This is a genomic window from Ignavibacteria bacterium (assembly GCA_041649015.1).
GTDB lineage: Bacteria > Bacteroidota > Ignavibacteria > Tepidaquicellales > Tepidaquicellaceae > CAIKZJ01.
Map to the genome: position 1 here is coordinate 1 of JBAZNU010000003.1, position 18,684 is coordinate 18,684.

General features: G+C 36.5%; 18 protein-coding genes. 14 read left to right on the forward strand and 4 right to left on the reverse strand.

Translation table 11 applies throughout. The annotated features are described in order from the left end of the window. The first annotated feature begins 727 nt into the window (after positions 1–727). A complete protein-coding gene (locus WC644_05845) occupies positions 728–1,261 on the forward strand; it encodes a hypothetical protein (GenBank protein ID MFA5011459.1) in 534 nt (177 codons plus the stop codon). Between the two features lie 121 nt (positions 1,262–1,382). Here WC644_05845 and WC644_05850 read toward each other — a convergent pair whose 3' ends face one another. Then, positions 1,383–2,075, reverse strand: a complete 693-nt coding sequence (locus WC644_05850; GenBank protein MFA5011460.1) for an RNase H family protein — start codon at positions 2,073–2,075, stop codon at positions 1,383–1,385. A 113-nt stretch (positions 2,076–2,188) separates the two neighbouring features. On the opposite strand from WC644_05850, the gene WC644_05855 reads away from it, so the two are divergent. From WC644_05855 to queG, 13 genes are read left to right on the forward strand one after another with little or no spacing between them, the layout of a single operon-like run. Then, the gene (locus tag WC644_05855) at positions 2,189–2,902 is read left to right on the forward strand and encodes a hypothetical protein (protein ID MFA5011461.1); all 714 of its coding nucleotides are present in this window, start codon (positions 2,189–2,191) and stop codon (positions 2,900–2,902) included. Positions 2,903–2,917: 15 nt separating this feature from the next. Beyond that, the gene (gene sucD / locus WC644_05860) at positions 2,918–3,913 is read left to right on the forward strand and encodes a succinate--CoA ligase subunit alpha (protein ID MFA5011462.1); all 996 of its coding nucleotides are present in this window, start codon (positions 2,918–2,920) and stop codon (positions 3,911–3,913) included. A 4-nt stretch (positions 3,914–3,917) separates the two neighbouring features. After that, the gene (gene folB, locus WC644_05865; GenBank protein ID MFA5011463.1) at positions 3,918–4,283 is read left to right on the forward strand and encodes a dihydroneopterin aldolase; all 366 of its coding nucleotides are present in this window, start codon (positions 3,918–3,920) and stop codon (positions 4,281–4,283) included. Further along, on the forward strand, positions 4,280–4,771 hold the full coding sequence (folK, locus tag WC644_05870) for a 2-amino-4-hydroxy-6-hydroxymethyldihydropteridine diphosphokinase (protein ID MFA5011464.1): 492 nt from the start codon (positions 4,280–4,282) through the stop codon (positions 4,769–4,771). The genes folB and folK overlap by 4 nt, the downstream gene beginning before the upstream one ends. 5 nt (positions 4,772–4,776) lie before the next feature. Continuing rightward, complete coding sequence (locus tag WC644_05875) at positions 4,777–5,439, forward strand: deoxynucleoside kinase (protein MFA5011465.1); 663 nt, start codon at positions 4,777–4,779, stop codon at positions 5,437–5,439. Then, on the forward strand, positions 5,440–5,625 hold the full coding sequence (locus WC644_05880; GenBank protein MFA5011466.1) for a hypothetical protein: 186 nt from the start codon (positions 5,440–5,442) through the stop codon (positions 5,623–5,625). Beyond that, a complete protein-coding gene (locus WC644_05885) occupies positions 5,612–6,655 on the forward strand; it encodes a glycosyltransferase family 9 protein (protein MFA5011467.1) in 1,044 nt (347 codons plus the stop codon). The genes WC644_05880 and WC644_05885 overlap by 14 nt, the downstream gene beginning before the upstream one ends. Before the next feature lie 3 nt (positions 6,656–6,658). Beyond that, positions 6,659–8,203: a Ppx/GppA phosphatase family protein gene (locus tag WC644_05890; protein ID MFA5011468.1), complete on the forward strand. Its 1,545-nt coding sequence runs from the start codon at positions 6,659–6,661 to the stop codon at positions 8,201–8,203. Between the two features lie 12 nt (positions 8,204–8,215). Beyond that, positions 8,216–9,505, forward strand: a complete 1,290-nt coding sequence (gene hflX, locus WC644_05895) for a GTPase HflX (protein ID MFA5011469.1) — start codon at positions 8,216–8,218, stop codon at positions 9,503–9,505. 2 nt (positions 9,506–9,507) lie between these two features. Next, positions 9,508–10,683 (forward strand): acyl-CoA dehydrogenase family protein, encoded by a 1,176-nt coding sequence (locus tag WC644_05900; protein MFA5011470.1) that lies wholly within the window; start codon positions 9,508–9,510, stop codon positions 10,681–10,683. Between the two features lie 17 nt (positions 10,684–10,700). Next, a complete protein-coding gene (locus WC644_05905) occupies positions 10,701–11,930 on the forward strand; it encodes a 4-hydroxy-3-methylbut-2-enyl diphosphate reductase (GenBank protein ID MFA5011471.1) in 1,230 nt (409 codons plus the stop codon). Then, positions 11,927–12,271 carry a nitrite reductase (NAD(P)H) small subunit gene (locus WC644_05910; protein MFA5011472.1) on the forward strand — a complete coding sequence of 115 codons (345 nt, stop codon included), beginning with the start codon at positions 11,927–11,929 and terminating at the stop codon, positions 12,269–12,271. Before WC644_05905 ends, WC644_05910 begins: the two co-directional genes overlap by 4 nt. After that, a complete protein-coding gene (queG, locus tag WC644_05915; protein ID MFA5011473.1) occupies positions 12,272–13,192 on the forward strand; it encodes a tRNA epoxyqueuosine(34) reductase QueG in 921 nt (306 codons plus the stop codon). On the opposite strand, the gene WC644_05920 is transcribed toward queG, so the two are convergent. The 3 genes from WC644_05920 to WC644_05930 form a co-directional block, all read right to left on the reverse strand. Further along, the gene (locus tag WC644_05920; GenBank protein MFA5011474.1) at positions 13,182–14,261 is read right to left on the reverse strand and encodes an outer membrane beta-barrel protein; all 1,080 of its coding nucleotides are present in this window, start codon (positions 14,259–14,261) and stop codon (positions 13,182–13,184) included. The two genes, queG and WC644_05920, sit on opposite strands and share 11 nt — an antisense overlap. Positions 14,262–14,366: 105 nt before the next feature. After that, positions 14,367–15,791 carry a Glu/Leu/Phe/Val dehydrogenase gene (locus tag WC644_05925; GenBank protein MFA5011475.1) on the reverse strand — a complete coding sequence of 475 codons (1,425 nt, stop codon included), beginning with the start codon at positions 15,789–15,791 and terminating at the stop codon, positions 14,367–14,369. A gap of 575 nt (positions 15,792–16,366) precedes the next feature. Next, positions 16,367–17,290, reverse strand: a complete 924-nt coding sequence (locus tag WC644_05930) for a hypothetical protein (GenBank protein ID MFA5011476.1) — start codon at positions 17,288–17,290, stop codon at positions 16,367–16,369. Positions 17,291–18,684: the final 1,394 nt, after the last annotated feature.

The following is an 18,684-nucleotide window of genomic DNA, read 5'->3' on the forward strand; positions in this document are numbered from 1 at the left end:
ATGTCTTTAGAGACTACTAATGCTAAGACTACTGCGATTGCTAAGAAGAACTTTTTCATTTTGTTACCTTTCAATTTATTTTTAATTTTTATTTTAATTTTAAGTGTCTACATATCATATTACAAACACCGTGCCATAAAAATACTGCGAAAATAAACAAAAATCGAGGTTTCTTATTTACGTACTATAGTCATATCACTATGTATAAAGTAAGAAAACTATGTTTTTTGCTTCAAGCGTTAGTTTTAATCCACAAAGTGGGATTTTAGAATGAAGAAACTTGTGAGTTTCGTTTGAAGAACAGTTTTAATAGGATTAAACAAGCATTCTGCCTTTATAATAGTCGTAAAATAACAGTTTCTTAAAAGAAAAACAAACATCCTGAATATTGAGAAGCAATATAATGTTGATTAAACATTAAATTAATCAAGTTCGAAGGAAGTCTGTAAATAGTAGTACGAAAACTATGCTTAAAGGAAACAATTTTAAGCATAAACCACAATCAGGCAAAATCATTCTTTAGTGAAAAATAAAGACCTGATTAGAGTAAAGAATTTAGGTTACAAGGTAATAGGAGAAAATGAGAAAAATTTAGGGAGGGTGCGACAAGATTGTCGAGATGGGTATTTGTTCTCGTGATTTTGGGCTTATTTCGCATGTTTTGTTTGGCACGCCATTTGACTGATGATAAGTAAAGTTAATAAATTTTAAATAAAGGGAAACAAAAATGAAACTTTACATTAACATCGCAATTCTTCTGGTACTTATGAGCAGTGCATTATTTGCACAAAGAAATACTCAAACAGACCCGATTACCGTAACTGGTAACGTAACTGAAGTTAATCACCCTATCGCTAATTTTACATCAACCGATGGTACTGTTTACCAGATTCACATGGGACCTTATTGGTATTGGTTGAATAATGGTTACAAACTTAACAACGAATCTGCAACAATTATTGGCTTGGTAAAAACTGTGGACGGCATTAACATGCTCTATCCGAATGAAGTTACTCAAAATGGGACTTCAATCAAACTTGCTGACGAAAACGGTGTTCCGCTTTGGGCTGCTTACAAGAATAATAGCGGAAAAGGAAAAGGATGGAGAAATGGTAATAGAGGTAACTGCGGAAATTGTCCGAACTGTCCGGGATGTAATAGAGGAAACGGAAGATACAAATCAGACGATACTTCTAAAGACAACACACAGAAAGGCTTCGGAAGAGGCTGGAGACAGAATTGTCCGTACAGAAACAAATAAGAACTTTAGCTTTCTCAAATCAAGCTTGCAGTGTATATAAGCCAAAGAATAAAAAGTGCATCACAGAAAATAATAAAGTAATCTAAAAAATTAATAAGAGGTGCAATTCCACGCACCTCTTTTATTTTTGAGTTTTAGTAATTGCGCTCTTTGCAAGTTCATCTACTCGCTCGTTCCAGTAAATCCCTGTGTGGCTGGGGACTTTTATCCATTCAATGTTTATGGTTTGCTTGCTCATGAAATCCTGATAGTATTTTGTTGAGACGAGGTTTGCTTTCCATTTTCCTGCCGCCCAATACTTTAAACCGTTGTAGTCATAGTAAAGTCTTATTTTCCGAATCTTGTTTTCGTTGCAGTAATCGATTGCTTTTATTACCGCCTTCATCTCTCCGGTTATCTGGTTTGAACTCTTTACTTTTGAAGTGTCAACAAGCCCGCTTAATTCTTTTATTACTTTTCCGTTTTTTCTGATGATAGTAGCGTAAGATGTTTTACTGTTGAAGTATGAACCGTCAACATCTATTTCATAACCCTTGTTTGTATATATCCCGTCTTCGGTAACGGATATATCAATACTACTTAAAAGCTCCTTAATCTCTGCTCGGATCGTCTTCTCTTTTATTTCATGAAAACCGAGTTTAAATCCCTTCTTTTTGGGGCTGTAATACAGATTTATAATGCCTATACCTTCTACTTCGATTTTTGCACTGTATTCCCTGAATGAATCATCGTCCATGGATGACGGAAACCCCGCTTCTATAAGCGTTTCAAGGATTTTCCAGCTTTGTTCCTCGAGTATTTTACGGTTTTTCATAATGTAAGTTAGCAATTACACAATTACAATAAAATGTTATTCAAATATTCAATTGAATATCAAAAGCAAATAGACTATTTTGAAATAATATTTTATAAAATTTATTCTAAAAAATGAAACTGACAAAAAATCTAATCGCCGGAGTAATTCTTGTATTGTTAGTTTTATCCATCTCATCGTGTGACAAAAAAGAAGACCAGCAGGCTCTTTTACAACAGCAGGAACAGTTTGCGAATAAAGACAAAGAGCTGAAGGACAAGGAAGATTTTCTGAAAATTAAAGAGGAACAGTTAAGGCAGTGGGAAGAAAGGCTTAAGCAGATTGATTCCACGCTTGTTTCGTCGGGAAGCCTGTCTGGAACGACATTGCAGGACACTTCAAAGACGGTAACGATTCCGACTTCAAAAGATTCCGCAAAGGTTAAAGAAAAATCTTCGAAGCAAAAGAAAATGGAGGAAAAGGAAAAAGAGCTGAACAAGCGTCTCGACAATCCGAAGGTAGCCATAAATGATTATCTTGAATACATAAAGCGCGGCGTCGACGACTCAAAGACTTTCGACGCTAACATGAAGAAAGCGAGCGAGGTATGGGATAACCGCAGTACTGACAGCTTTAAGAAGAACTACAAGAGCACGAAGAAATTCGTGATAACGGAAGAACCGAAAGTTGTATCGCAGAAGGGCGGGTCGGCTGTTGTGAAGGTTAAAGTAAAGCAGACAATGGTCGGTGCTGACGGCAAGGAGGTTGAAAAGGCGAGCGAAATAAGTTACACACTTCGTGCCGATAAGAACGGAAAATGGAAGATTAAAACAAATGTAGTTAAATAAAAATATTATTTTAACATGAGCATATTAGTAAATAAAAGGTCGAGAGTTCTCGTACAGGGTATTACGGGTTCTGAAGGGACATTCCACACAACACAGATGATAGAGTACGGAACTAATGTTGTTGCAGGGGTAACACCCGGTAAAGGTGGTACGTTGTTCAACGATTCGGTTCCAATATTTAATACAGCAAAAGAGGCAGTTGCCGCAACAAAAGCAAATGTTTCCGTTATTTTTGTTCCTGCTGGATTTGCCGCAGACGCAATCATTGAAGCAGTTAATTCAGGGATTAATCTTGTTGTATGCATAACCGAGGGTATTCCCGCGAAGGATATGGTCAATATTTATGATTATGTTCAAAGCCAAAATAAAGACGGACGTAGCGTTAGATTTATAGGACCAAACTGCCCGGGTATAATCAGTCCGGGCGAATGTAAAATTGGTATCATGCCGGGATTTATTCACAAGAAAGGAAGAGTCGGTGTTATTTCGAGAAGCGGAACTCTTACTTACGAAGCAGTTGACCAGTTGACAAAACTTGGTATAGGCCAATCAACTTGTATTGGAATCGGCGGCGACCCGGTTATTGGAACAAGGTTTATTGATGCGATTAAACTTTTTAATGAGGATAAAGATACCGACGCTATAGTAATGATAGGTGAGATAGGCGGAAATGCCGAAGAAGAAGCTGCTTACTTTATTAAAAAGCATGTTAAAAAACCTGTTGTCGGATTTATTGCCGGTAGAACAGCCCCCCCTGGACGCAGGATGGGTCACGCAGGAGCTATCATCGCAGGAGGTAAAGGAACCGCTGCGGAAAAAATGGCTGTATTGAAAGAATGCGGTATTCATGTTGTTGAGTCTCCTGCTGATATTGGCAAGACAATGCAGGTGGCTCTTGAAAAGATAAAGATTAAAAAAGGGAATAAGAAGATTAAGAAAGCAGTTAAGAAAGAAGCCAAAAAAGTAACTAAAGTTTTGAAGAAAGCCGCAAAAAAAGTAAATAAGAAATAATTTATTGAAACTGACAACCATTAAGATAAATAACGCTAAGTTCTTTGCGTATCATGGTGACCTTGAACATGAAAAGGTTTTCGGCAACCAGTTTGAAGTTGATATTGAAATGATTTGCGACCTGAGCGGACTCCTGGATTCAGATAAACTTAGTAAAACGGTAAACTATCTTGCTGTTTATAACCTTGTTAAAGAAATATTTAACAAAGAAAAGTTTAACCTTGTTGAAACAGCAAACATTAAAGTTTGTGAGGCAATTCTCGCTAACTTTTCTCTGGTTCAGAAGGTTATCGTTAAGATAAGAAAACCAAACGCTCCGTTGGGTATCATTGATTCGGTCGAGGTAATTAATGAATTGAGAAGGAATTGACACCCGATGTCTTTCTGGGGCTTGGCTCCAATATTAACGACAGATTAAAGTATTTAGAAACCGCAGCTTCTCTTATAGGAAGCTGCAGTAATATTCAAACAGTTTGCGTTTCATCTGTTTATGAAACTGAACCATGGGGAGTTAAAGAGCAAAACAAGTTTCTGAACATGGTATTAAAAGTTAACTCTCATTTTACTCCTGATGAGTTGATGGTTTTTGTAAAAGATATTGAAATGAAAGCTGGACGCAAGGTAAGAAAGAAATGGTTTGAAAGAGAGATTGATATTGACATTCTGTTCTTCGGAAATAAGGTGCTGGAAAACGATATTCTTTCAATACCGCATAAAGAAGTCCAAAACAGAAGGTTCGTACTCGTTCCAATGTGCGAAATAAGCGAAAGTTTTGTTCATCCTGTTTTAAATAAAACGATGTCAGAATTGCTTGAATTAACAAAAGATATTTCAGAAGTTTCTATTTATAAAATTTAAAGTTATTGTCGTCACCACATATTAAATACATTGCAATCGAAGGTGTCATCGGAGCGGGTAAAACTACCCTTGCGAAAATGCTTGCTAAAAAGATGAATGCTAACCTTGTATTGGAGAGTTATGAAGATAACCCCTTTCTTGAAAAATTTTACAAGAACCCCCGTAGATACGCTCTCCACACTCAAATGTATTTCCTTATGTCGAGATACAAACAACTTCTTGAACTTAGACAGGATGACCTTTTCCACGAGTACATCGTCTCTGATTACATTTTCGAAAAAGATAAGATATTTGCTTATCTTAATCTTGCTGACGATGAGCTTGAACTTTACGAAAGAATGGTTTCCTTTATTGAGAGAAACCTTAAAAAACCCGACCTTGTGATTTACCTCCAGTCAACCGTGGAAAGACTTATGGCAAACATTAACAAACGGGGAAGAACCGCAGAAAAGAATATGAGCGAAACTTATATTTCAGATTTAAACGAAGCGTACAACTATTTCTTCTTCAGGTTCAAAGCTTCAAGAGTTATGATTGTGAACGCAACCGAAATGGATTTTGTAAACAATGTAAATGATTTCAATGACTTGGTTTCTGAAATAATGAAACCGGAACATGGCAATATTGAATACTTCAATCCTTCTGTAAAGAAAGCCGCAGGAAGATAAATGCTTAAGTTCATCTGGTACCTGTTTCTATTCTATTTTATCTTCTATCTTGTTAAATTATTATTTAGATTATATAAAAACGCTAAGAATAAATCATCAGGCATTGTAAAACCCCCTGTCGAAAACAAGAGGAAATCCGAAATTGATAAGGATAAAGTTGTTGATGCACACTATGAAGACCTCTGATACACCTTTCGGTAAAGTTAAGAATATATTAATAGTTCGGCAGCACCATCAGCTCGGCGATATGCTCTGCGCACTCCCAATGTTTGCAGCAATTCGCAAAAAGTTTCCTCATGCTCACGTTACCCTTATTGCTTCACCTGTCAGTTATGAAGTGCTAAATAGTAAAGCAAATCCTTATATAAATCAGGTAATTAATTACAACAAACAAAGCGTTCATTCGCTTCTGGATTTTTTCAATCAGCTGTTTTCCCGCAAGTATGATGTAGGGATAGTGCCTTCAACAGCATCAATATCGCGTACATCGCATTACATTAATTTTATTTCAGGTGCAAAAGTACGCGTCGGGGCGGAGAGTGTTGAGAATAAGATTAATAAATCTGCAAACCTTCTGACGGTAAAGAAAAAGTTTTTCTGGGATGAGCAGAAGCTTCATCAAACGGAGAGAAATCTTGATGTTGTAAGACTTATAGGCTGCGATCTCTCTTTGGAGGAGAAGAAAAACGTAAGGATTTTTCTTGATAAAAAAGAGGAGTCGTATGCAGAGCGGTATTTTGAGAATAATTTCCCGGATAAATCAAAACCCGTGTTTGCGTTTCATGCGGGTGCGGCAAAGGTTCAGAACAGATGGAATAAAGATAATTTCGTGAAACTTATTCTTATGCTTCACAAAAAATATAATCCTTACATTGTGTTTACTTCGGGTTTGATAGACGGAGAAATAAACAGTTATATCCGGCACAAGCTAAAAAATCATTCAGTTGACTCGGAGATTATGTATAAAATTCAAATAAGGAAAGTTGCTTCAATATTAAGACGCGTAACGCTTTATCTTAGCAACGACACGGGTCCGATGCATGTTGCTGCATACGTTAACGCAAGAGTAATAGGATTGTTCGGACCGACAAAGGGATATGAATGGGGACCCATTAATCCGCAGGGAACATTCATTCAGTCAGACACGGAAAACATAGATGATATTCCCTCTGACACTGTGTATAATTTTATAAACAATTATTTAAATAAACAGTAAACAATGCAGAATAAAACGCTTGCAGCGATTGATATTGGTACGAATTCTTTTCATCTTGCGATTGCGAGCGTAAATGATAAGGGTATAATAAAAGTACTTACGAAAGACAAAGAGGTAGTAAGACTCGGAAAGAGTTCAACCGATATGAAGTACATATCTCTTGACGCGATGGAAAGGGCGATAACGGTACTCAAGCGTTTTAAAATAACGTGCGATTCTTTTAACGCTGAAATCAGGGCGGTGGCAACGAGCGCTACGCGTGAAGCATTGAACAAAGACGAGTTCATAAACGAAGCATTCAGAAGAACGGGTATTTCGATTGAGGTAATATCAGGGTATGAAGAAGCACGTTTGATTTATCTCGGAGTACTTCAGGCGCTTGATGTTTACAATAAAAAGATACTTTTAATTGACATTGGCGGCGGCAGCACCGAGTTTTTGACGGGAGAGAAGGGCAACGTGAAATTCTCGAACAGTATAAAACTTGGAGCAGTACGTCTGACGGAAAAATTTTTCTCTGACGGAAAGTACACAAAAGAAAACATTGGAAATGCGCGGCTTCATGTAAGAAGCATTATAAACCCTATTGTAAGAAGCCTTAAGAAAGAAAACTACGATTTAGTTGTCGGCACGTCGGGAACGATAACAAACCTTGGTTCGATAATTTACTGTAAGAGCACAACGGAGGATGTTTCGCTTTTCAATTTCAATAACTATAAGTATTCTGATGCTGAGCTAAATTATGCAGTAAAAACCATTCTGAGTTTTGACAATGCCGCGGCTATTAAAAAAATCGAGGGGCTTGATTCAGATAGGGCTGATATAATCACGGCAGGTGCCATAATACTTGAACAGATATTTAAAGAAGTAAACATCAAACAAATTACGCTTTCAAGCTACGCACTGCGAGAAGGAATACTCTTCGATACTATTGATAAAGAGCACAACACGCTCCAATCGGAAGACATGAAGAACGTGAGGTACAGAAGTGTTATAAACCTCGGAAGACACTGTGGTTTTGACGAAGCCCATTGCAGGAAGATACTTCAACTCTCTTTGCCGATATACAATGCGTTAAGGGATAAATTCGGACTGACTGACCAGGACCTTGACCTGCTTGAAGCCTCAATTTATCTGCATGATATAGGACATAGTATCTCTCATTCACAGCATCATAGACATTCATACTATCTTATAAAAAACTCTGAACTTCTCGGTTTTAATAATGAAGAAATTGAAATAATTGCGAATATTGCAAGATACCACAGAAAATCGCATCCGAAAACAAAACATATAGAGTTCAACAAGCTTTCTCCTGCGAATAAAAGCAAGGTAAAGATGCTCTCTGGGATTTTGCGTATTGCGGATGGATTGGACAGAGGACATAGCTCAGCAATAGATTCTATAAAAGTAACCGTTCAGGATAAAAATTTCCATGTGAAGGTCGCTCCAAGGGAAGGTAAAGACCCTACGCTTGAACTCTGGGGAGCGAACATGAGGAAAGAATTATTTGAAGAGGCATTTGGTTATAATATATTGATTAATTAATTTTCACTATCATTGCTCGAAACACGCAAAGAAATAGAAAAAACGGTGCTGGTATACTTTTCCGTTAAAGACGGAAAGAATTCTTACGACCACATACAATCGCTGAACGAACTAAGTTCGCTTGCTGAAACAGCAGGGGCAGAGGTTGTTAAGTCATTCTATCAGTTTTCTCATAATTACGATTCTCGTTTTATGATTGGCAAAGGCAAAGTTCAGGAAATTGCCGGGTACGTTGAAGATAATAATATCTCTCTTGTGATTTTTGAAAACGAGTTGTCATATACGCATCTGCGTAATCTCGAACAGGAAATTAAATGCAAGATTCTCGATAAATCTAATCTGATTCTTGACATATTTGCCCGCAATGCAAAAACTGCGCAGGCAAAGCTTCAGGTAGAACTTGCACAGCTTGAATATTCTCTGCCGCGGCTGACGAGACAATGGACACACCTCTCAAAGCAATACGGAGGTATTGGTACGAAGGGACCGGGCGAAACTCAGATAGAAACCGACAGAAGACTTATAAAGAAAAGAATTTCCGTACTGAAAGAAAAGCTTGAAAAAATAAATGTACAAAGAAAGACACAGGCGGATGAAAGAAAGAACTTCCTAAGACTTTCGCTCGTGGGGTATACAAATGTCGGGAAGTCAACTTTATTAAACCTGCTTACAGACTCTGATGTTTACGTCGAAAATAAACTTTTTGCAACGCTTGACACATCAACGAGAGTATTAAACATAAAGACAAAAGATACAGAAGCAGTTATTTCAAAATTTCCAAAAAAGGTTCTGATTTCGGACACAGTCGGATTTATTAAGAACCTTCCCCACAATCTTATTGAATCATTTAAGTCAACTCTTTCGGAAGTCGTTGAGTCTGACCTGCTGCTTCATGTTGTTGATGTATCGAACAATAATTTTGAAGAGCAGATAAAAGTTGTAAACGAAACGCTGGAAGAAATAGGTGCGAAGGGAAAACCCATACTGCTCGTTTTTAACAAGGTGGATATTCTTGAAAACAAGGAAATGATTAAGGGTCTAAGCCAGAAACATCCCAATTCGGTTTTTATCTCGGCGAAGAAAGGTATAAATTCCGCCGCTCTTATTCTGAAAGTAAAAGAGATGCTGACTCATGACACGAAGGAAACAGTGATTAAGCTGAAACCTCATGACTACAAGGGTTTAAGCACTCTTTACGGCAACTCAGAAATACGGGAAGTAAAATATTTAAAAACAGGCATTAAAGTAACAATAAAAACAAAGCCTTCAGGCAAAAAACATTTAGAAAAGAAAACAATATAAACATGGCACACACAGAATATAAAGGGGTTGATTACTACAATCTCAACGATATTTTAACAGAAGAAGAAAAAGCTATAAGGGATACTGTAAGAGACTTTGTTAGCAATGAAGTTATTCCAATCATAGAACAATACAACCAGGAAATGAAATTTCCGATGCAGCTTATTCCTAAGATGGCAGAGCTGGGGCTTTTCGGGCCAACGTTGCCCGTGGAGTACGGCGGCATGGGAGTTAATAACATAGCTTACGGTTTAATAATGCAGGAGCTTGAAAGAGGGGATAGCGGTGTGAGAAGTTTTGCATCCGTGCAGTCGGCACTTGTTATGTACCCTATTTTCACATACGGAAGCGAGGAGCAGAAAAAATACTGGTTGCCAAAACTTGCAAGTGCGGAAAAGATAGGATGCTTCGGTCTTACAGAGCCTGATTTTGGAAGTAACCCGGGCGGAATGATTACAAAAGCAGAAAAAGTTAACGGCGGGTATCTTTTAAACGGTGCTAAGATGTGGATTACAAACGGTACCATTGCAGACGTTGCCGTTGTTTGGGCAAAGCTCGACGGCAAAGTAAGAGGGTTCCTTGTAGAGAAAGGCACTAAAGGATTCTCTGCACCCGAAACCAAAGGCAAACTGTCGCTTCGTGCATCAGTAACATCGGAGCTTGTCTTCGAAGATTGTCTTATTCCCGAAGCCAATCTTCTTCCGAAAAGCGGCGGACTTAAATCTCCGCTTTCATGCCTGACTCAGGCGCGTTATGGTATAGCATGGGGAGTTACGGGAATGGCAATGCATTGCTACAGCACTGTTCTTGATTACTCTTTGTCCCGTGTTCAGTTCGGCAAACCTATTGCAGCATTCCAGATTACACAGGAAAAACTTGCAATGATGCTTACGGAAATTACAAAAGCACAACTGCTTAACTACCGTCTTGCACAGATGAAGGATAACGGCACAATGAGACCTCAGCATGTTTCGCTCGCAAAAAGAAACAACTGTGAGATAGCAAAAACAATCGCTTCCATGTCGCGTGAAATGCTTGGAGCAAACGGAATTCTTGATGAGTACCCTATCATGAGGCATCTAAATAACATTGAATCCGTCAAGACTTATGAAGGCACTCACGAAATGCATACCTTAATTCTTGGAGAAGACGTTACTGGTATTGCGGCATTTGAATAAATATAGAGCTTAATGTTATGAAGAAATTTGAAATTCCCGTTTTTTATCGTAGTTCTTTAATCACAAAGATTAAAAAAATTCGTGAATTAAAAGACCCGAGAAAAAGAGATTACTCGCCGACATCGCTTGATTTCGGTCCCGTTGAATTTCTTATTGGCAGACATTTTGGTTTTTGCTACGGTGTCGAAAATGCAATCGAAATCTCATACAGAGCAATTGAAGAAAATCCTGATAAGAAAATATATCTTCTCAGTGAGATGATTCATAATCCTGAAGTTAATAGTGACCTGACTAATAGAGGCGTGAAGTTCATTACCGATACGAAAGGAAATCAGTTGATTGAATGGGATGAACTGTACCCTGAAGACATAGTTATTATTCCTGCTTTCGGTACTACAATAGAAACTCGGAACCGGCTTTCTGAACTTGGTATCGAAGCATTAAAGTATGATACGACCTGTCCCTTCGTTGAAAAGGTCTGGAACAGGGCTTCTTCGCTCGGGAAGAATGATTTCACGGTTATCGTTCACGGTAAGCATAATCATGAAGAAACTCGGGCTACATTCTCCCATAGCAAGGAAGACGCTCCTACATTGATTGTGCGAAATATTCAGGAAGCGGAAATTCTTGGAAAATATATTCTCGGAGAAATATCAAAGAAACAACTTTGTGATTATTTTAAAGATAAGATATCCGATGACTTTAATCCTGAAATTCATCTTAATAAAGTCGGCGTTGTAAACCAGACAACGATGCTCGCAACAGAAACTCAAGCAATCGCTGATTTAATCAGAGACGTTATGGTAAAGAAATACGGCGAAGAAAATATTAAAGACCATTTTGCCGATACACGCGATACACTTTGTTATGCTACACATGATAACCAGCGTGCGACACTCGCCCTTCTTGAGCAGAAAGCAGATTTGGCAATAGTCGTCGGAGGATATAACAGCTCCAATACCTCCCACATTGTCGAACTCTGCGAGGAAAAACTCCCGACATATTTTATCTCAAGTTCTTCGAAAATATTAAATAAATCAAAAATACTTCACTTTAATTTTCACAAAGGTGTTGAACTCGAAACAGAAAACTTTCTGCCGAAAAACAGCAAAACAAGAATTATTTTAACAAGCGGCGCCTCCTGTCCCGATGCCATAGTTGACGAAGTGCTTTTGAAACTTTTGTCTTATTATGATAATACTAAATCCATTGATATAGTATTGAAGGAATACGAACAAACAATATGAGCCTCGAGTTCTTAAAAGCTTGCTCTGTAAACGACCTCGAAGATAACAAAGGGTTCAGGTTTGTTATTGATGATGTGACGGATATTGCCATATTCAAAGTCAAAGGAAATATTTATGCCGTTGATAATGTTTGCCCTCACAATCATACTCCCAAAATACATCTTGGTTATATTGAAGATACACATGTTCTTTGTCCTGTTCACTTCTTTAAGTTTTCTCTTAAAAACGGTAAACATACTGACGGAATGGACTGTACACTTAAAACATATAAAGTTAAAATTGTAAACGATGAGGTCTTTGTAGAAAAACCTTCGGATAAATTCTTTAACTTTGATTTTTGATTGTCCGATTCTCTTTCAAATACTATTAGAGAACTATTTATAAGGGAAGGATTCTTTAAAGTTGGTTTTGCTAAGTACAAAAGACTTTCAACCGAAATCACCCATTACAAAAACTGGCTGTTCGAAGGCAGAAACGCCGGTATGAACTGGATGTCCCGCAATGTAGAAAAGAGGGAAGACGTATCTTTAATACTTAATAACGTAAAGTCTGTAATTTCTCTCGCGTACTTATACGATACACCTTTTGAGCATGATGAAAAGTTTCCGAAAATCTCACGCTATGCCTGGGGTGAGTATGATTATCATAAAGTCATTAAGAAAAAGTTAAAAAACATATGCAGAGAGTTAAAAGCACTTGATGATTCCATCGAAACCAAATTCTACGTTGATGATGGCCCTCTTCTCGAAAAAGTATGGGCTGCAAAATCCGGCTTAGGATGGATTGGTAAGAACGGCAATGTTATAAATCATGATGCTGGAAGTTTTTTCTTCCTTTCCGAAATTCTTATCAACAAAGAACTCGATTATGATAAACCTGCCGACGACCTTTGTGAAACCTGTAGAATCTGCATTGATGCCTGTCCGACAGGAGCTATATATGAAGAATATAAAGTTGACGCTAACCTTTGTATCTCTTATCACACAATTGAAAACAGAAATGAAATTCCTTCATACATTGATTTATCCGGCTGGATTTTCGGTTGCGATATCTGTCAGGATGTTTGCCCATACAACAAAAAGAAGTTTTTCACCGAAGATAAAAGTTTTTATCCCTTGAAAGAAGTTTTTAATACCTCACAAAATAAATTAGAAGAAATCACAGAAGAAAAATTTAACATCCTGTTTAAAAACTCTCCCGTTAAAAGAACAAAATATTCTGGCTGGAAGAGAAACCTGAGACACTCATCTCTTAATAAGTAAACCCCGCTGAAAGATTCACGTCTGTTCTGCTGCTTGAATTATCATAAAACACTTTTTGGTCTCCGTCAAGGCTCAAATAACGTGTGTGAATCCTTATGTATGCTTCTTCAACGGGCTTGTATTCTAATCCTAATGTCACGCCATTCCCCTTAATGCCCGTATTGTTCGCTATTACACCCGAATAGACTCCGTCAAGATCCTGAAAATAATCTCCTCTCAGCGTTACGCTGAATTTATCGCTGAAGTGGTACCTGAATGAAACTAATCCGCCGTATGTCAATGCTGTTTTTGTTGAGTCCGAAAGACCGGATTTATCCTGCGTTCCAAGGTCACAGCTCAAAAGTATATCAATCCTTTTGTCAGGAGAGCTGTAGTCAAGGATAAGATTGTTAAGAATGCGTGTTCTGCCCTCATCGCCGGCATCCTGCTCGTTTCCGATGATGTTATTGTAAGTCAGCGTAATGTTGTCATTCAAAAGATAATTAACCTGCATTCCAAAAGATTTGTTTTTGTTATTATCCTCAATAACATTGTACCCGTTAAGCAGATAGACCGAGGCATCAAGATTTTCAGTAAAATCAAAACTTGCTTTAATACCGCTTTGATAAAACGGTTCGTAATATGCAGGTAATGAATTTGAATTTAAAAAATTATCTTGCGGAAGTCCCTCTGCCCCTAAATGCGTCAGAAAATAACCTGCATCTATCCAGAGCCCGTTAACTATCCTGAAACCGATATTTGCTTCCTGTATGTTCGGGTTTTCAGTTTCCCAGTAGTACTTAGGAATATCTCCGTAATGCAGTGTGACAATACCCCTGATGATATCTGAATCATACTTTAAAGATACCTGCGCAATGTTAAGCCTGAATTCATCCCTTATCGGATCAACGCAGTCAAAAAGTCTGAACCTGCTCTCTTTGTCAGTATTCCAGCCGTAATAAGCGTCTGCATGTGCTGAGAGGGAAAAATTTTTAACGAATTTCAATATTCCCTCTCTGTCCTGTGAGACAGAACTTCCAACAAATGAGAAGAATATTAATAGAAATAAAAAGTATTTGTATGTTTTCATACCCGTAAACTGTTAAAAGTTTAGCTCTTAAAGAAAGATGATTAAATTACATAAAGGCTTGTTCTGTATTTTCAGGCAAGCCCTTTAAAAATAATTTCAAAACTATTACGGGAAAATTCCCAAATCAAGATAAGACGTTGCAATCTTGTCAATCGCCACAACAAACGCCGCTGTCCTGAAACTGTCAATCTTCCTGTTTGACATCTTAACGTCTCTTATCTGGTGATATGCGTGAATCATCGTGTCTTCAAGACCCGAGTTCACAAGGTCAAGCTCGTTAGGACCTGTAATGACAACGCTTCTCTGATGTGAGGTTAATTTTTTACCCGTTATATTTTCAATCACGTTTACAAGGTTTGAGTGTGTTGCTTCGTCATACCTTCTGTCCATTCTTCCGAAAGAAACATGCTGAAGGTTTTTAAGCCATTCAAAGTATGAAACCGTCACACCGCCCGCATTTGCGTACATGTCAGCGAGTATAAGTATTCCTTTCTTAAGAAGTATTTCTTCTGCTTCGGCGGTAATAGGTCCGTTGGCACCTTCTACTATCATCTTTGCTTTTATCTTTCCTGCATTCTTAATCGTTATCTGATTCTCAAGTGCTGCCGGTACGAGTATATCACACTCTTTTTCAAGCGCTTCAACCGAGTTTTTTATATTCTTTGCTTTCTTGAAATTTAGTATCGAACCTGTTTCCTGTCTGTGTTTAAAAACTTCCTCAACATTCAAACCCTTTGGGTCATAAATTGCTCCCTCTCTTTCGGCAAGCCCTACTATTACTGCTCCGCCGTCGTTCTGCATTAAATATGCTCCCCAATATCCAACGTTTCCAAGTCCCTGAACAATTACTTTCTTTCCTTCAAGTCCGGGTGTCAAGCCCAGCTTCTTCATATCCTCGCCGACTCTGCAGGCTTCTCGTGCTGCAAAATAAACTCCGCGTCCCGTTGCTTCTTTTCTTCCGAGTATTCCTTGCTGGCTCAGAGGTTTTCCCGTGACGCATGCCATCGAATCTGTCTGCGAACCGTTGTAAGAATGAAACGTCGAGTATGTATCCGCTATCCACGCCATCTCTCTCGGACCCGTGCCGTAGTCGGGTGCGGGTACGTCTATTCCGGGACCTATAAAATTTTTCTTGATTAATTCTGTTGTATATCTTCTTGTTATCCTTTCCAATTCGCCAACCCTGAATTTCCATGGGTCAACTTTTATTCCCCCTTTAGCTCCGCCGAATGGAACATTTACAACAGCGCATTTGTAGGTCATCAGTGCCGCAAGAGCTTTTACTTCGTCCTCGTTAACCATTTCGCTGTACCTAATACCGCCTTTTACTGGCAGCATGTGATGTGAGTGCTCAACTCTGTAAGCATCAACCGTTACATAATTATTGTCATCAAGTCTCAGTGGAAATTGAAAGTGATAAATACTGTTGCACATTTTAATCTGTTGTAATAGACCCGCAGGATAATTCAGATGCTCTGCTGCTTTATCAAAAAAGTCGCAAACTGACCCGAAAAAGTTTGAGTGTTCCATATTCAAATTTATAGTTTTTAATTTTATTAATAATAATAATTATCACTGATATAAAAAACTTAAAAATATTATTTTTGAATATAATTCTTCTCGTGAATTATTAATCAGCTTTTATCGAGCGAGTAAAAAATCCTTTGCAGTATTTGTCTTTGTAGCTGCGTCAGCTATTAATTTTATTAATCCACATATTTTTGTTTTAACCTATCGACGTATCTTATAGGTTACATTGTCCATCTATATGTCAAAGCAATAATATATCGAAAGAAGTTTTTGAATGGTACTTGAGAAATTTTGGTGCTGCTAAACCTCTATATTTTAATAACTTAATTTTTAAATCCTTTTCCTTTAGTTACTCGGTTACCAAAATATCGGTCAGTAGTGTGTTGACCTTATTTCAACCGACCTGTACTTCATCACTTAATGTGGGAATTAACCTAAGAGATAAGACATCATTCATTTGCATATTTATATAATTTTGTGAATACAAAAGCATTTATATTAATGTCATTAATACCACAATTATATATTTTAGAAATATAATACTCATAATAATATTTAATACAGAATATTATTTGTTATTCATATTTATAATGTATTGATTCATAATTATTAATGAATCCATTTATGGATTTATCTATCTTTTCTTTAAGAGTATCATCATTAATTTCTTCTTTAAAATTATTCAGATATTCTAATGCACTATTTTTATTGCTTAAATTATCTATCAATCTAAATAACCTGCCTATGAAATCCTCACAACCTTTTTCATTAACATTATTAATCAAATAATATTTTAAGTCTTCTGCAAATGATTCATCATATTTATATTTATATACAATTCTTGCATCATCGAAATTTGACAATAAAGTATATAAATATATTGATTTCGGGTATTTTCGAAGAAAATTACTGCTTCTGTCTATAGCGTTTTTCATATTTTGTAGGGTTAGATTTTCTTTTTGATAAACACTAAATATTTCATTCATTTCTTTAAACTCTTCTATTTCGCCATTATGCAAGGGTATGATATCAAATGTTTCGGTGATTGTTATAATTGGAAGGTTAGTCCTATCCATCAATTCTACAAGTACTTTAAAGGTACCAATCGGAAAGTATCGAAAGAAAATAAATCCAAGCATACCCTTAATATTAACTCTCATTTCTATGGTTTTTGATTCACCAACTTGAAATACTAAATAATTTATTTGTTCCGGACTCAATGTCATACTTGTATAATGATAATCTTTATTTTGCTCATTCCATATTTTAGTTTTTGATAATAAAGTTTCTTCATTAATATTTAACAACGAATCTATGTATGGTTTATTGTTAGTGAACGTCAAATTGAGAATAACCTGTTCGCCTAATTTAAATTCTTTTTTCAAAGGGGTTACCTTTAATGAAAAACACTCTTTACTGGTTGTACCTATATTTTGCGTGTACATAATAGAAAATAATAATATCGCTAATGACGATGATATTAATATAATTTTTTTCATTTATTGTATACCTTTTACAATTAAAATGGATTAATGCTTAAAAGACATTTATGTTCATCACAATAAAATAATGTTGTTGTGAAAACAGAATCATTCTGCACTAGAAAATTATGATTACCGCTTGAATTCTTTTTCATTTTAACATTCCATAATTTCTTTGTTTTGTAAGTGAGTGTAGAGCAACATAACCAAAAACAATAAATACATAAAGAGTGTAAACAGTTTGACCAGGTGTTGTACAGTTCATTTCTATTCGATATCGGCTATTGTCATTATTACAATTAGAATTGAATGAAGACTTTTATTATGCAAGAATATTTACTTCTTGACCATTATTGTTACAATTTTATCCACTTGCTGTTAAAATAAATAAATTATTCAGAAATACCAACATCAATAACTGAATCTTCCGGCATTATTCGCTTCATTCTGACTGTACAGGCTCCGTTCTAAAATAATTACAATGTTTTAAAATCTTCTTTAATGTGTAAATAACTTCTTAAACATCATAGGCTTAATCCTTTTATTCATGGTCTCTTGTTCATTGCACGATCGGGTTTATTTTTCTTCAAAATTAAGACTAATTAATGAATGTAATATAAAAGTGGAAGCAATAATGTAAGAAAAAAGATGAGTTGTGTTACCGTGTTGAACTATATTATTAATGTCAGGAAGAAATATGAAGCTGCAAAGAAATAATCCGTTCTCTATATTAACAGATATTAAAATACTTCTGCAGTCAGCAGTATATGCAATAATAATTCTACTGCGCATCATCTCTTCTGACTTTTATTATCCCTAAGTTGGTTAAAAATAACCTTAATAGATTTTAATGTCCCAATTATTTTTCCCGGTGGTAACTTTTATATTATTTATGATTAAAGTAATTCTCATCTAATATATTTATTATTCCCATTTCTGCAGAAACAATACCTCCATGTACCGAGATAAGTTGTAAATTTCCACATTCGATAATCCCCAATAATCTTGTTATCTAATCAAACCTTTTTAAAGAAAATTCAAAAATTCACCTGATTATCATCAGGTATTGAGTCCGGACAAAATCCTCGGTTTATATATGTAAACCTTCCCAAATATGTTTTTAACATTTAGTTAATTCAAATGAAAGCCATTATTTTTTGTATGCCTGCGATATGCCTGCGATATGTCTGCGATATGCCTGCGATATGCCTGCGATATACTAACTAATTAAAATTATCAGTTTTTATGCATTTTTTGCATAAAATGGCAGTATATGGCTTTACCGCAACATCTTCCTAAAATTATGTAAATTCACTAAAAAAATACCCGTGATTATCAGTTTTTTCCGTGAGAACCTGTCTGCTTCTCGTTGGCAGATCAGTGTTCTATCCATTATGCCTTTATTATTAGTC